This is a genomic window from Bacteroides xylanisolvens, assembly GCF_018289135.1.
Taxonomy (GTDB): domain Bacteria; phylum Bacteroidota; class Bacteroidia; order Bacteroidales; family Bacteroidaceae; genus Bacteroides; species Bacteroides xylanisolvens.
This window is the reverse complement of sequence record NZ_CP072216.1, coordinates 3,593,134-3,607,073: the sequence shown is the minus strand read 5'-3', so window position 1 is coordinate 3,607,073 and position 13,940 is coordinate 3,593,134. Positions and strand designations below refer to the sequence as shown.

Here is a 13,940-nt window from a genome sequence, read left to right as displayed (position 1 = left end):
GCGGAGAGAGGCCGTTACGTGGGCTAGCCTCAAGTGCTTTCTCTTTTATGGTGTCCTCTTCCCGCCTATCAGTCTTTATCTTAATACAACAAAGATAATAAGACTGATATTTTCCTGATAAGATGCGGAGGTAATTATTCGTCTCGCTTGACTTTTTTAAAATAAATTTCCGACCTCTTATCTATTAACTGCAAACTTAGAGCTCTTTCTTTTTTATAAACCCTCGCACCATCGGGAACTGATGCGGTAAATAACGCAACCTATGTACGGAGACTTTAATCGCATTGTTGTCCAGCTGGTTCAGCATCCTGTCATGCACAAACCTCTCTCGGATTTAACCTATACGGAATGTGAACTGGCCTATGCTTTGATAAGAGAATTGATTGATTTGTCAACTGAAGGTGATTATACTTTATTGGACTATATCCAAATGGCTCGCCTGGAGTATTATCTGGGTGAGTTGTCTTGTAAGATCAACTGTAGTAGGGAGGAAACTGCCCTTCATTATGCGGGCGCCCTTCATCTATTAGAAAAAGGCGGCTTTGATTTGAACATAAAGAAGTGGGTTGAACTTGTCAGCCTACGAATCGAGAACTCTAAAAAAGAATGACATTCTGATTTTGTATATAGAATCTGATCTGTATCCACTCAGTATTTATCCGGCATATCCATATGGAATAGTCAACCGTTAGACTGCTTAGAACAAGTATTCTAACGGTTGACAATAAATTCTCTTGCTTTTATAATATTTTTCTATATATCCTGTTAATTACTCTATTAGTCATGCCCAATTAACCATTCCAATTAATCCATCCCCTTTAATAATCCCCTTTAATAATCTCCTTTTGTAATGTCCCTTTGTGGTATATCCCTAGTATTCTTTTTACATTTCGTTCTTTTTCTTGTTTTCCTTCTATATCATCTTCTTGTCTCTTTCTTCCTGTTGTCTTTTTCTCAGCTGTAATTCGACTGTAATTTTGTTATTTCTTTCTTCTGCATCTTTTTCTCTCTTGCGTGCACCTACGCGCCCGCGTGTGATATAATAATGTGTCTCATGTGTACCGTTTCCGCCGCCAATCCACTCATGATAAAAAATATGTTCTACAACATCATTATCCTTCAGCACTTTAGCAGATTCTTTCAAAAAAACTTAGAAAAAAGAGTTTAATATATTTGGATTGTATACTAAAAGGGTGTACTTTTGCACCCGCTTTCCAAGAGAAGAAAGCCTTGCAGAATTGACATAGTGAAAAAGCGAAATTGCGCTTAAAGAAAAGAACAAAAAAAACTTCCGAAAAGTTTTGGAGGATAATAAATAAAGTTCTTATCTTTGCAGTCCGATTCGCAAAGAAAACGGCCTTTGTTTTTCTTTAATACATTCTTTCCCTTTCGCATAGAGAGCCTGAGAAATGAGTAAAAAGAAAAAAATAAAAAAAAACTTCCGAAAAAGTTTGGTAGTTAAAAATAAAGCCTTTACCTTTGCACCCGCTTTTAAAACGAAAGCAGCAAGTTCTTTGAAATATTGATAAACAATACAAGTAGTACAAGTAAAAAAAATAGAACCGTCAATACTTGTCCGAGAGAGTAGTGATACGATTGAAGATAATAGGTATTTGAATAAGGTCAATAAATTTACGGCATCCTGAACAGAGCAAAAAAATCATCTTAACAGATGAAAAGATACTTTTACAATGAAGAGTTTGATCCTGGCTCAGGATGAACGCTAGCTACAGGCTTAACACATGCAAGTCGAGGGGCAGCATTTTAGTTTGCTTGCAAACTAAAGATGGCGACCGGCGCACGGGTGAGTAACACGTATCCAACCTGCCGATAACTCGGGGATAGCCTTTCGAAAGAAAGATTAATATCCGATAGTATATTAAAACCGCATGGTTTTACTATTAAAGAATTTCGGTTATCGATGGGGATGCGTTCCATTAGTTTGTTGGCGGGGTAACGGCCCACCAAGACTACGATGGATAGGGGTTCTGAGAGGAAGGTCCCCCACATTGGAACTGAGACACGGTCCAAACTCCTACGGGAGGCAGCAGTGAGGAATATTGGTCAATGGACGAGAGTCTGAACCAGCCAAGTAGCGTGAAGGATGACTGCCCTATGGGTTGTAAACTTCTTTTATATGGGAATAAAGTATTCCACGTGTGGGATTTTGTATGTACCATATGAATAAGGATCGGCTAACTCCGTGCCAGCAGCCGCGGTAATACGGAGGATCCGAGCGTTATCCGGATTTATTGGGTTTAAAGGGAGCGTAGGTGGATTGTTAAGTCAGTTGTGAAAGTTTGCGGCTCAACCGTAAAATTGCAGTTGAAACTGGCAGTCTTGAGTACAGTAGAGGTGGGCGGAATTCGTGGTGTAGCGGTGAAATGCTTAGATATCACGAAGAACTCCGATTGCGAAGGCAGCTCACTAGACTGCAACTGACACTGATGCTCGAAAGTGTGGGTATCAAACAGGATTAGATACCCTGGTAGTCCACACAGTAAACGATGAATACTCGCTGTTTGCGATATACAGTAAGCGGCCAAGCGAAAGCATTAAGTATTCCACCTGGGGAGTACGCCGGCAACGGTGAAACTCAAAGGAATTGACGGGGGCCCGCACAAGCGGAGGAACATGTGGTTTAATTCGATGATACGCGAGGAACCTTACCCGGGCTTAAATTGCAAATGAATAATCTGGAAACAGGTTAGCCGCAAGGCATTTGTGAAGGTGCTGCATGGTTGTCGTCAGCTCGTGCCGTGAGGTGTCGGCTTAAGTGCCATAACGAGCGCAACCCTTATCTTTAGTTACTAACAGGTTATGCTGAGGACTCTAGAGAGACTGCCGTCGTAAGATGTGAGGAAGGTGGGGATGACGTCAAATCAGCACGGCCCTTACGTCCGGGGCTACACACGTGTTACAATGGGGGGTACAGAAGGCAGCTACCTGGCGACAGGATGCTAATCCCAAAAACCTCTCTCAGTTCGGATCGAAGTCTGCAACCCGACTTCGTGAAGCTGGATTCGCTAGTAATCGCGCATCAGCCATGGCGCGGTGAATACGTTCCCGGGCCTTGTACACACCGCCCGTCAAGCCATGAAAGCCGGGGGTACCTGAAGTACGTAACCACAAGGAGCGTCCTAGGGTAAAACTGGTAATTGGGGCTAAGTCGTAACAAGGTAGCCGTACCGGAAGGTGCGGCTGGAACACCTCCTTTCTGGAGCGATGTCGTAAGACGATGCAATTGTACATGAATAATGTAAAACGCCCATCGTTAAAAATAGTGACTTTAAAGGTTCTGTTTTTTGTACTACTGGTATTTGTTTATTTATAATATATAGATCAACCATCTATAGAAGTATAGATAGAGATAAACAAGAGAAAAAAGAAGCCGAGTCTAACATCAGGTAGACAAGGTTGAACTAGTCCTATAGCTCAGTTGGTTAGAGCGCTACACTGATAATGTAGAGGTCGGCAGTTCAACTCTGCCTGGGACTACCAAGCTCAAGAACGAGGAACAGCGAAAGCTGAAAGCTAAAAGCTAAAAGCTAAAAAACGATATTCTTGAACAACCTCTTGGGGGATTAGCTCAGCTGGCTAGAGCATCTGCCTTGCACGCAGAGGGTCAACGGTTCGAATCCGTTATTCTCCACTCTCTCTGAAAAGAGAAACGATCTTTGACATGATGTACAAAAAGTAAAATTAAAAGTAAGAGCTAAAAGTATATATCAAACCGTACGTGTTCGAATATGCAATATTGACAGCCGGAAGCAATTCCATGGTCAATACCATTATGAGAATAAAACGTTTGAAAGAAAGTAAGCAAGGGCGCATGGCGGATGCCTTGGCTCTCGGAGGCGATGAAGGACGTGATAAGCTGCGATAAGCTTCGGGTAGGTGCAAATAACCTTTGATCCGAAGATTTCCGAATGGGACAACCCGTCATTCTGAAGGAATGACATCTTGCATAGCAAGAGGCTAACGCAGGGAACTGAAACATCTTAGTACCTGCAGGAAAAGAAAATAATAATGATTCCCCAAGTAGTGGCGAGCGAACGGGGATTAGCCCAAACCAATGTTGTTACGGCAATATTGGGGTTGTAGGACCACGATGTCGCAAGACCTTTAGTGAGAAGAATTCTTTGGAAAATGAAACCATAGACGGTGATAGTCCGGTATTCGAAGCTAAACGAAGCGTAGTGGTATCCTGAGTAGCGCGGGACACGAGGAATCTTGCGTGAATCTGCCGGGACCATCCGGTAAGGCTAAATACTCCCGAGAGACCGATAGCGAACCAGTACTGTGAAGGAAAGGTGAAAAGCACTTCGAATAGAAGAGTGAAATAGTCCCTGAAACCGTGCGCCTACAAGCGGTCGGAGCAGCGTAAGTTGTGACGGCGTGCCTTTTGCATAATGAACCTACGAGTTACTTTTTCCGGCAAGGTTAAGCATTTCAAAATGTGTAGCCGAAGCGAAAGCGAGTCTGAACAGGGCGATTAGTCGGAAGGAGTAGACGCGAAACCAAGTGATCTACCCTTGGTCAGGTTGAAGGTTAGGTAACACTAACTGGAGGACCGAACCGATAAGCGTTGAAAAGCTTCCGGATGAACTGAGGGTGGGGGTGAAAGGCTAATCAAACTTGGAGATAGCTCGTACTCCCCGAAATGCATTTAGGTGCAGCCTTGGGAATTACTACTGTGAGGTAGAGCGACTGATAAGATGCGAGGGCTTCACCGCCTATCAAGTCTTGATAAACTCCGAATGCGCAGTAGTTCGATCCCAGGAGTGAGGGCATGGGTGCTAAGGTCCATGTCCTAAAGGAGAAGAATCCGGACCATCAGCTAAGGTCCCGAAATAATTGCTAAGTTGAACTAACGAAGTCAGATTGCTAAGACAGCTAGGATGTTGGCTTGGAAGCAGCCATTCATTTAAAGAGTGCGTAACAGCTCACTAGTCGAGGAGTTTGGCGTGGATAATAATCGGGCATTAAGCAATTTACCGAAGCTATGGGATGTGTAAACATCGGTAGGGGAGCATTCCACTCTGCGTCGAAGGTGAAGCGTGAGCTTTGCTGGAGCGTGTGGAAAAGCAAATGTAGGTATAAGTAACGATAAAGGGGGTGAGAAACCCCCTCGCCGAAAGACTAAGGTTTCCTGATCAACGCTAATCGGATCAGGGTTAGTCGGGTCCTAAGGCTCAGCCGAACGGTGAGGCCGATGGCAGAACAGGTTAATATTCCTGTACTACCTTAAAGAGTGACGTGGAGACGGAGCAGTGATAGCGCCGCGGACTGACGGAATAGTCCGTTGAAGGGTGTAGATGTTGATCTTTGCAGGCAAATCCACAAAGAGAGTCGAACCTGATAGTATGGAACGTTCTTCGGAACAATCCAATAGTGCGTGTAAGCATACTCCCAAGAAAATCCGCTAAACTTAATCTTTAAGGTACCCGTACCGCAAACGGACACACGTAGTCGGGTTGAATATACTAAGGCGCTTGAGTGATTCACGGTTAAGGAACTAGGCAAATTGACCCTGTAACTTCGGGATAAAGGGTCCCAACGAGAGTTGGGCGCAGAGAATAGGTCCAGGCAACTGTTTAACAAAAACACAGGGCTGTGCCAAATTGAAAGATTACGTATACAGCCTGACACCTGCCCGGTGCTGGAAGGTTAAGAGGAGATGTCATCGCAAGAGAAGCATTGAATTGAAGCCCCAGTAAACGGCGGCCGTAACTATAACGGTCCTAAGGTAGCGAAATTCCTTGTCGGGTAAGTTCCGACCTGCACGAATGGTGTAATGATCTGGACACTGTCTCAACCGTGAGCTCAGTGAAATTGTAGTATCGGTGAAGATGCCGATTACCCGCGATGGGACGAAAAGACCCCGTGAACCTTTACTATAGCTTAACATTGAATTTGGGTAATTGATGTGTAGGATAGGCCGGAGACTTCGAAGCAGGTACGCCAGTATTTGTGGAGTCGCTGTTGAAATACGGCCCTTTGATTATTTGAGTTCTAACTCGTAGATGCGAGGACACTGTTTGGTGGGTAGTTTGACTGGGGTGGTCGCCTCCAAAAGTGTAACGGAGGCTTCTAAAGGTGCCCTCAGGACGATTGGTAACCGTCCGTAGAGTGTAATGGCATAAGGGCGCTTGACTGGGAGACAGACAAGTCGATCAGGTAGGAAACTAGAGCATAGTGATCCGGTGTTTCCGCATGGAAGGGACATCGCTCAAAGGATAAAAGGTACTCCGGGGATAACAGGCTGATCCCTCCCAAGAGCTCATATCGACGGAGGGGTTTGGCACCTCGATGTCGGCTCGTCACATCCTGGGGCTGGAGAAGGTCCCAAGGGTTGGGCTGTTCGCCCATTAAAGTGGCACGCGAGCTGGGTTCAGAACGTCGTGAGACAGTTCGGTCTCTATCTATCGTGGGCGTATGAAATTTGCGTGGCTCTGACACTAGTACGAGAGGACCGTGTTGGACTGACCGCTGGTTTACCAGTTGTGCCGCCAGGTGCATCGCTGGGTATCTAAGTCGGGATTGGATAAGTGCTGAAAGCATCTAAGTACGAAGCCAGCCACAAGATTAGATTTCTTAGGGTCGTTAAAGACGATGACGTTGATAGGATGCAGGTGTAAAGGTGGTAACATCAAAGCCGAGCATTACTAATTGCCCGTTCACTTTCTTTCAAATATGTACCGGTTGGGTATATACGTTTAGCGGATTACTGATACAGAAACTGGAAACAGGGAACAGAAACATACTAGTAATGAACTTGAGATTTTACTTTTCATCATGTCATAACCTTATTCAGGTGGTTATAGCACGAGGGTTCCACCTCTTCCCATTCCGAACAGAGAAGTTAAGCCTCGTCACGCCGATGGTACTGCGTAACAGTGGGAGAGTAGGTAGCCGCCGTTTTAAAGAAGCCCCTTGATTCAGCAACGAATCAAGGGGCTTTCTGTTTTGGGTACTTTGCAAAATTTCTGTTTTTTGATTTATCAATGATACTTTGGTATACTTGTATTTCCTCTTTTACTACTCTTTTTTATTTTCACCTCTCTATTATATTGTTTTTCATAATAGCATAATCCATTTCAAAATGGTAGGGTGTTTTCCGTTTGTTATTCTTTTTAGTTCTTTTTTATTGTTTTGAAAATCAATAGCTTACTTGCTTTTCTCTTTTTCTGGCATACCTTTAGCATTACTTATGGCAAATAATTAGGATTATTAATCATTTAAAAGGTAAAAACATGGGAATAACACTATCATTTATTTTCTGCCTGTTAAGCGGTTTCGCTTGTTTCTGGCTATTTTGGAAATGTGTAGACTGGTTTGAGAATATTTAAAGAAAAAGGAGAATTGATTATGTACACAGCATTATTCGTATTAGGTATTGCGATCTTCGGTTATTTGATGTACGTGCTCGTCAAACCCGAAAAGTTTTAAAGTAACACACACAGTTTAAGGTAAAAAGTATATGAATATAGAAATTTTAGGCGTGGTTGTTCAGATAGCCTTGATGGTGATTCTGGCTTATCCACTGGGAAAATACATTGCCAAGGTCTACAGAGGAGAAAAGACTTGGTCTGATTTTATGGCTCCTATCGAAAGAGTCATTTATAAAGTTTGTGGAATCGACCCCAATGAAGAAATGAACTGGAAACAATTCCTGAAAGCATTGTTGATTTTGAATGCTTTCTGGTTTTTCTGGGGAATGGTACTCTTGGTTTCACAAGGATGGTTGCCCTTAAATCCGGACGGCAACGGACCGCAGACTCCGGATCAGGCATTCAATACCTGTATCAGTTTTATGGTGAACTGTAACTTGCAGCACTATAGCGGTGAAAGCGGACTGACTTATTTTACTCAACTGTTCGTCATCATGCTTTTCCAGTTTATTACCGCAGCAACAGGTATGGCTGCTATGGCAGGTATTATGAAGAGTATTGCTGCAAAAACAACCAAAACAATTGGTAACTTCTGGCAATTTCTGGTAATAAGCTGTACACGTATTTTATTGCCTCTTTCTCTGATTGTAGGTTTTATCCTGATTCTCCAGGGAACTCCGATGGGATTTGACGGTAAGATGAAGGTAACTACGATGGAAGGTCAGGAACAAATGGTTTCTCAAGGTCCTACGGCTGCGATTGTTCCTATCAAACAATTGGGTACAAATGGTGGTGGTTATTTTGGTGTAAACTCTTCTCATCCGTTGGAGAATCCGACATATCTTACTAATATGGTAGAATGTTGGTCTATCCTGATTATCCCGATGGCGATGGTACTTGCACTGGGATTTTATACCCGCAGAAAGAAGTTGGCTTATAGTATATTCGGAGTAATGCTTTTCGCTTTTCTGGTAGGCGTATGTATTAATGTCAGTCAGGAAATGGGCGGTAATCCACGCATTGATGAATTGGGAATTGCGCAGGATAATGGTGCGATGGAAGGTAAAGAGGTTCGTTTGGGAGCCGGAGCAACGGCGTTATGGAGTATTGTAACTACTGTAACCTCTAATGGATCTGTGAATGGTATGCATGATTCTACTATGCCGCTGTCCGGAATGATGGAGATGCTGAATATGCAGATTAACACCTGGTTTGGTGGTGTAGGTGTAGGATGGATGAATTACTATACATTTATTATCATTACAGTGTTTATCAGCGGTTTGATGGTAGGACGTACGCCGGAATTTCTCGGCAAGAAAGTGGAAGCCCGCGAAATGAAAATCGCTACGATTGTAGCTCTGCTTCATCCGTTTGTCATTTTGGTATTTACAGCACTCTCAAGTTATATTTATGTGCACCACCCTGATTTTGTGGAAAGTGAAGGGGGATGGTTGAACAACTTGGGATTCCACGGTTTGAGTGAGCAACTTTATGAGTACACTTCTTGTGCCGCCAATAACGGTTCCGGTTTTGAAGGCTTGTGCGATAACACTTATTTCTGGAACTATACGTGTGGTATCGTTCTGATCCTGAGTCGTTTTATTCCTATCATCGGGCAGGTTGCCATTGCCGGATTACTGGCACAGAAGAAATTCATTCCGGAAAGTGCCGGCACATTGAAGACCGATACATTGACTTTCGGAGTCATGACATTTGTGGTTATCTTCATTATTGCTGCGCTGTCATTCTTCCCGGTACATGCATTGAGCACAATTGCTGAACATTTAAGTTTGTAATACTGAATTAGAGAAGATATGAAAGATAATAAATCAGCTTCTTTGTTTCCAAAGGAGCAAGTTATAGAAAGTTTGAAACAGTCATTCGTGAAACTGAACCCACGGATGATGATAAAGAACCCGATTATGTTTACAGTAGAAGTGGCTACAGTAGTTATGCTGCTCGTAACGCTTTACTCCATTGTAAATTCTTCACAAGGTTCGTTTGCTTACAACATTGCCGTGTTTATCATTCTGTTTGTAACCTTGTTGTTTGCCAATTTTGCCGAAGCTATTGCCGAAGCACGTGGTAAAGCACAGGCCGACAGCTTGCGTAAGACTCGTGAAGAGACACCGGCAAAGAAAGTGGAAGGCAATAAAATTGTTACCGTCAGTTCTTCACAGTTGAAGAAAGGAGATGTGTTTGTTTGTGAGGCGGGAGACGTGATTCCTTCCGACGGTGAGATTATTGAAGGCTTGGCTTCTATTGATGAAAGTGCTATCACTGGCGAGTCTGCTCCGGTGATCCGTGAGGCAGGTGGCGACAAGAGTTCCGTAACGGGTGGTACGAAGGTATTGTCCGATCATATAAAGGTACTGGTGACTACTCAACCGGGAGAAAGTTTTCTTGATAAGATGATTGCATTGGTGGAAGGTGCTTCCCGTCAGAAAACCCCGAACGAGATTGCGTTGACTATTCTGCTGGCAGGTTTTACGCTTGTTTTCGTCATAGTGTGTGTTACCTTGAAACCGTTTGCCGACTATAGTCATACGGTCATCACCATTGCTTCGCTTATTTCTTTGTTTGTGTGTCTGATTCCGACAACTATCGGTGGACTTCTCTCTGCCATCGGTATTGCCGGTATGGACCGCGCGCTCCGTGCCAACGTGATTACTAAATCCGGTAAAGCAGTAGAGACTGCCGGTGATATTGATACGTTGTTGCTGGATAAAACGGGTACTATCACCATCGGTAACCGTAAAGCAACTCATTTCCATACGGCTCCGGGTGTCAATTTGCACGATTTTGTAGAGACTTGTCTGTTGTCTTCCTTGTCCGATGAAACGCCGGAAGGTAAGTCTATCGTAGAACTGGGACGCGAGTCGGGCATCCGTATGCGTAACCTGAATACAACGGGAGCACGAATGATTAAGTTTACGGCTGAAACCAAATGTTCGGGAGTAGACCTGGCAGATGGAACTCAAATTCGTAAAGGTGCTTTCGACGCTATCCGTAAGATGGTGGAAGGTGCAGGAAATGAATTCCCAAAAGAAGTGGAAGAGGTCATCTCTTCTATCTCCAGTAATGGTGGTACGCCGTTGGTAGTATGTGTAAACAAGAAAGTGACCGGTGTCATTGAGTTGCAGGATATTATCAAACCGGGTATTCAGGAACGTTTCGAACGTCTGCGTAAGATGGGAGTGAAGACGGTCATGGTGACAGGAGATAACCCATTAACTGCAAAATATATTGCCGAAAAAGCCGGTGTGGATGATTTTATCGCTGAAGCTAAACCGGAAGATAAGATGGAATATATCAAGAAGGAACAGCAGGCTGGTAAATTGGTTGCAATGATGGGAGACGGAACGAACGATGCTCCTGCTCTGGCACAAGCCAATGTAGGTGTAGCCATGAATAGTGGTACACAGGCTGCGAAGGAAGCCGGTAATATGGTCGATCTGGATAACGATCCGACAAAACTGATCGAGATTGTGGAAATCGGTAAACAATTGCTGATGACACGCGGTACGCTGACCACTTTCTCTATTGCCAATGACGTTGCAAAATATTTCGCAATTGTTCCTGCCTTGTTTATGGTCGCTATTCCCGAATTGGCAGCTCTGAATATCATGCATCTGCATAGTCCTGAAAGCGCCATTCTTTCAGCGGTCATTTTTAATGCGATTATTATTCCGATTCTGATTCCGCTGGCTTTGCGTGGCGTGCAATACAAACCGATAGGTGCAAGTGCTTTACTTCGCCGTAATCTGTTGATCTATGGTTTGGGTGGTGTGATTGTTCCTTTTGTGGGAATCAAGTTGATAGATTTATTGGTAGGTTTATTCTTTTAATTAAAAAACAATAGCAATGAAAACTTTATTGAAGTCATTAAAAATAACACTTGCTTTTTGTGTCTTTTTCTCCGTGTTCTATATACTTATCTTGTGGTTGTTTGCGCAGGTTGCAGGTCCTAATAAGGGAAATGCCGAGGTAGCTACGCTGGATGGAAAAGTAGTGGGGGCAGCCAATGTGGGTCAGATGTTTACAAAAGATATTTATTTCTGGGGACGCCCGTCTTCTGCCGGTGACGGATATGATGCTACGAGTTCTGCAGGTAGTAATAAAGGTCCTACGAATCAGGAATATCTGGATGAAGTGAAAGCGCGTATTGATACTTTCCTTGTACATCATCCTTATTTAGACCGTGCGGATGTACCTGCCGAAATGGTTACAGCCAGTGCTTCGGGGCTGGATCCTGATATTACTCCCCAATGTGCATACGTACAAGTGAAGAGAGTGGCACAAGCACGCGGATTAACAGAAGAACAAGTAAGAGCGATTGTTGATAAAAGCATCGAAAAACCGTTCCTGGGATTGCTGGGAACAGAAAAGGTGAATGTGCTGAAATTGAATATAGCTCTTGAAGAAAGTAATAAGTAGATGAAGATCAGGAGCAGCGTTCCTGTCCGAATCGTTTGGGTGATACCAGCGGTTCAAATAAACAGGGGGGGATGGGGCGCTGCTTTTTTACAGGAACATAAAATAGAATTAGATAAGAAGTATGAAAAGTTTTTTTAGTAAAAAGAGTATTTTAGGAACAATGGCTGTAGCGGCCGTATGTATGTTGGGAACTGGCAATGCACAAGCACAAGAGTTTACTATACAAGGTGATTTGGTAAGTTCGTATGTATGGCGTGGTATTTATCAGGGTGGTGCCGCTTCTTTTCAACCGACTTTGGGAGTTAGCGTAGGTAATTTCTCACTTACTGCATGGGGATCAACCAGTTTGAGTGAGAGTAATAAAGAAATTGACCTCACTGCAGCTTATAAGTTTGGTGAAGCAGGACCGACACTTTCAGTAGCCAGTCTTTGGTGGAACGGACAAGCTGATGTAGCCAATGGAGAACTAACAAATGATTATTTCCATTTTAAGAGTGGCGACACCGGACATCATTTTGAAGCAGGATTAGCTTATACGCTTCCTGTTGAAAAATTCCCGTTGTCTATTGCATGGTATACCATGTTTGCCGGTGCTGACAGAAAGATGACTGACAAGGGGGAAGAAAAACAGGCATATTCTTCTTACGTAGAACTGAATTATCCGTTCAGCGTAAAAGGGGTAGACTTGAATGCTACCTGTGGAGTGGTTCCTTATGAAACTCCGCAGTATAATGTGAATGGTTTTGCAGTGACGAACCTTGTTTTGAAAGCAACGAAAGCTATCAATTTTAATGATAAGTTTTCATTGCCTATATTTGTGCAAGCTATATGGAATCCGCGTTTGGAGGATGCCCATCTAGTATTTGGCGTAACTTTAAGGCCATAAAATAAACTCATGAATTTTTGTGAACCCGTGGTGATCGTGATGATTGCTACGGGTTAGGATGTTTAAAATAACAGAGCAACATAATGGATGATAGAGAACAAAGTGTACAGCATTTTCTGGATCTGATAAAGAGATCTCAGCGAGGTAAGTTTAAGGTCTATATCGGTATGATAGCCGGTGTGGGAAAGTCATATCGTATGCTTCAGGAGGCACATGAACTGTTGGAAAATGGTGTGGACGTGAAAATTGGCTATATCGAAACTCATGGACGTGCCGGGACCGAGGCGTTACTGCAAGGGCTCCCTGTCATTCCGCGTCGCAAAATCTTCTATAAGGGGAAAGAGTTGGAAGAAATGGATGTGGATGCGATTATCCGTATCCATCCGGAAATAGTAATTGTGGACGAACTGGCGCATACCAATGTAGAAGGCAGCCTGAATGAGAAACGTTGGCAAGATGTGATAACTCTGCTGGATGAGGGAATCAATGTGATTTCGGCAATCAATATTCAGCACATCGAAAGCGTGAATGAAGAAGTGCAGGAGATTACGGGGATTGAAGTGAAAGAACGAGTGCCCGACAGTGTGCTTCAGGAAGCGGATGAGGTGGTGAATATTGACTTGACGGCAGAAGAACTGATTGCCCGTTTGAAAGCGGGAAAGATCTATCGTCCGGAAAAGATTCAGACAGCATTGGATAATTTCTTTAGAACCGAGAATATTCTTCAATTGCGTGAGTTGGCTCTGAAGGAAGTGGCGTTGCGGGTAGAAAAAAAGGTGGAGAATGAAGTGATGATGGGAGTAGCCGTCGGACTTCGGCATGAGAAGTTTATGGCTTGTATCAGTAGTCACGAGAAAACACCCCGGCGAATTATCAGAAAGGCGGCAAAGTTGGCAACCCGGTATAATACTACTTTTATAGCTTTGTATGTTCAGACTCCGAGAGAGAGTATGGATCGAATTGATTTGGCCAGTCAACGGTATTTGTTGAATCATTTTAAACTGGTGGCGGAACTTGGGGGAGAAGTTGTCCAGGTGCAGTCGAAAGACATTTTGGGGAGCATCGTCAAGGTTTGTAAAGAGAAACAGATATCGACAGTGTGTATGGGAACTCCTAATTTGAGGTTGCCGTACGCAATTTGTTCTATACTGGGATATAGAAAGTTTTTAAATAATTTGTCGCAAGCTAATGTAGATTTGATTATACTTGCATAATATTAATCG

Annotated in this window: 8 protein-coding genes, 2 tRNA genes and 3 rRNA genes; 12 read left to right on the top strand and 1 reads right to left on the bottom strand. The window is 43.5% G+C overall.

Features of this window, described 5'->3' with window-relative positions; genetic code table 11:
• Positions 1 to 262 precede the first annotated feature (262 nt).
• Positions 263 to 610, top strand: coding sequence for a hypothetical protein (locus INE92_RS15380; protein WP_008026636.1), 348 nt, complete (start codon positions 263 to 265; stop codon positions 608 to 610).
• A 303-nt stretch (positions 611 to 913) separates the two neighbouring features.
• Here the strand turns inward: INE92_RS15380 and INE92_RS15375 are convergent, their stop codons facing one another.
• Positions 914 to 1,144 carry a hypothetical protein gene (locus INE92_RS15375; RefSeq protein WP_008641301.1) on the bottom strand — a complete coding sequence of 77 codons (231 nt, stop codon included), beginning with the start codon at positions 1,142 to 1,144 and terminating at the stop codon, positions 914 to 916.
• A gap of 544 nt (positions 1,145 to 1,688) precedes the next feature.
• Between INE92_RS15375 and INE92_RS15370 the strand changes: the two genes are divergently transcribed.
• From INE92_RS15370 to INE92_RS15320, 11 genes are all read left to right on the top strand, one after another.
• A 16S ribosomal RNA gene (locus INE92_RS15370) occupies positions 1,689 to 3,217 on the top strand.
• A gap of 207 nt (positions 3,218 to 3,424) precedes the next feature.
• A tRNA-Ile gene (locus INE92_RS15365) sits at positions 3,425 to 3,501 on the top strand.
• 77 nt (positions 3,502 to 3,578) lie between these two features.
• Positions 3,579 to 3,652 (top strand) — tRNA-Ala (locus tag INE92_RS15360).
• A 160-nt stretch (positions 3,653 to 3,812) separates the two neighbouring features.
• Positions 3,813 to 6,692: ribosomal RNA gene (locus INE92_RS15355) — 23S ribosomal RNA — on the top strand.
• Between the two features lie 121 nt (positions 6,693 to 6,813).
• Positions 6,814 to 6,924, top strand: a 5S ribosomal RNA gene (gene rrf / locus INE92_RS15350).
• Together the 16S, 23S and 5S rRNA genes with 2 tRNA genes alongside form the textbook arrangement of a ribosomal RNA operon.
• Before the next feature lie 447 nt (positions 6,925 to 7,371).
• On the top strand, positions 7,372 to 7,452 hold the full coding sequence (locus INE92_RS27270; RefSeq protein ID WP_073343870.1) for a potassium-transporting ATPase subunit F: 81 nt from the start codon (positions 7,372 to 7,374) through the stop codon (positions 7,450 to 7,452).
• A gap of 31 nt (positions 7,453 to 7,483) precedes the next feature.
• Positions 7,484 to 9,190, top strand: a complete 1,707-nt coding sequence (gene kdpA / locus INE92_RS15340) for a potassium-transporting ATPase subunit KdpA (protein WP_195436626.1) — start codon at positions 7,484 to 7,486, stop codon at positions 9,188 to 9,190.
• Positions 9,191 to 9,208: 18 nt separating this feature from the next.
• On the top strand, positions 9,209 to 11,242 hold the full coding sequence (gene kdpB, locus INE92_RS15335) for a potassium-transporting ATPase subunit KdpB (protein WP_015531294.1): 2,034 nt from the start codon (positions 9,209 to 9,211) through the stop codon (positions 11,240 to 11,242).
• 16 nt (positions 11,243 to 11,258) lie between these two features.
• Entirely contained in the window at positions 11,259 to 11,831 is a 573-nt protein-coding gene (locus INE92_RS15330; RefSeq protein WP_004312961.1) for a K(+)-transporting ATPase subunit C, read from the top strand.
• A 121-nt stretch (positions 11,832 to 11,952) separates the two neighbouring features.
• Positions 11,953 to 12,717 (top strand): hypothetical protein, encoded by a 765-nt coding sequence (locus INE92_RS15325; protein WP_015531296.1) that lies wholly within the window; start codon positions 11,953 to 11,955, stop codon positions 12,715 to 12,717.
• Positions 12,718 to 12,800: 83 nt separating this feature from the next.
• Complete coding sequence (locus INE92_RS15320; protein ID WP_015531297.1) at positions 12,801 to 13,931, top strand: sensor protein KdpD; 1,131 nt, start codon at positions 12,801 to 12,803, stop codon at positions 13,929 to 13,931.
• The last annotated feature ends 9 nt before the right edge of the window (positions 13,932 to 13,940 follow it).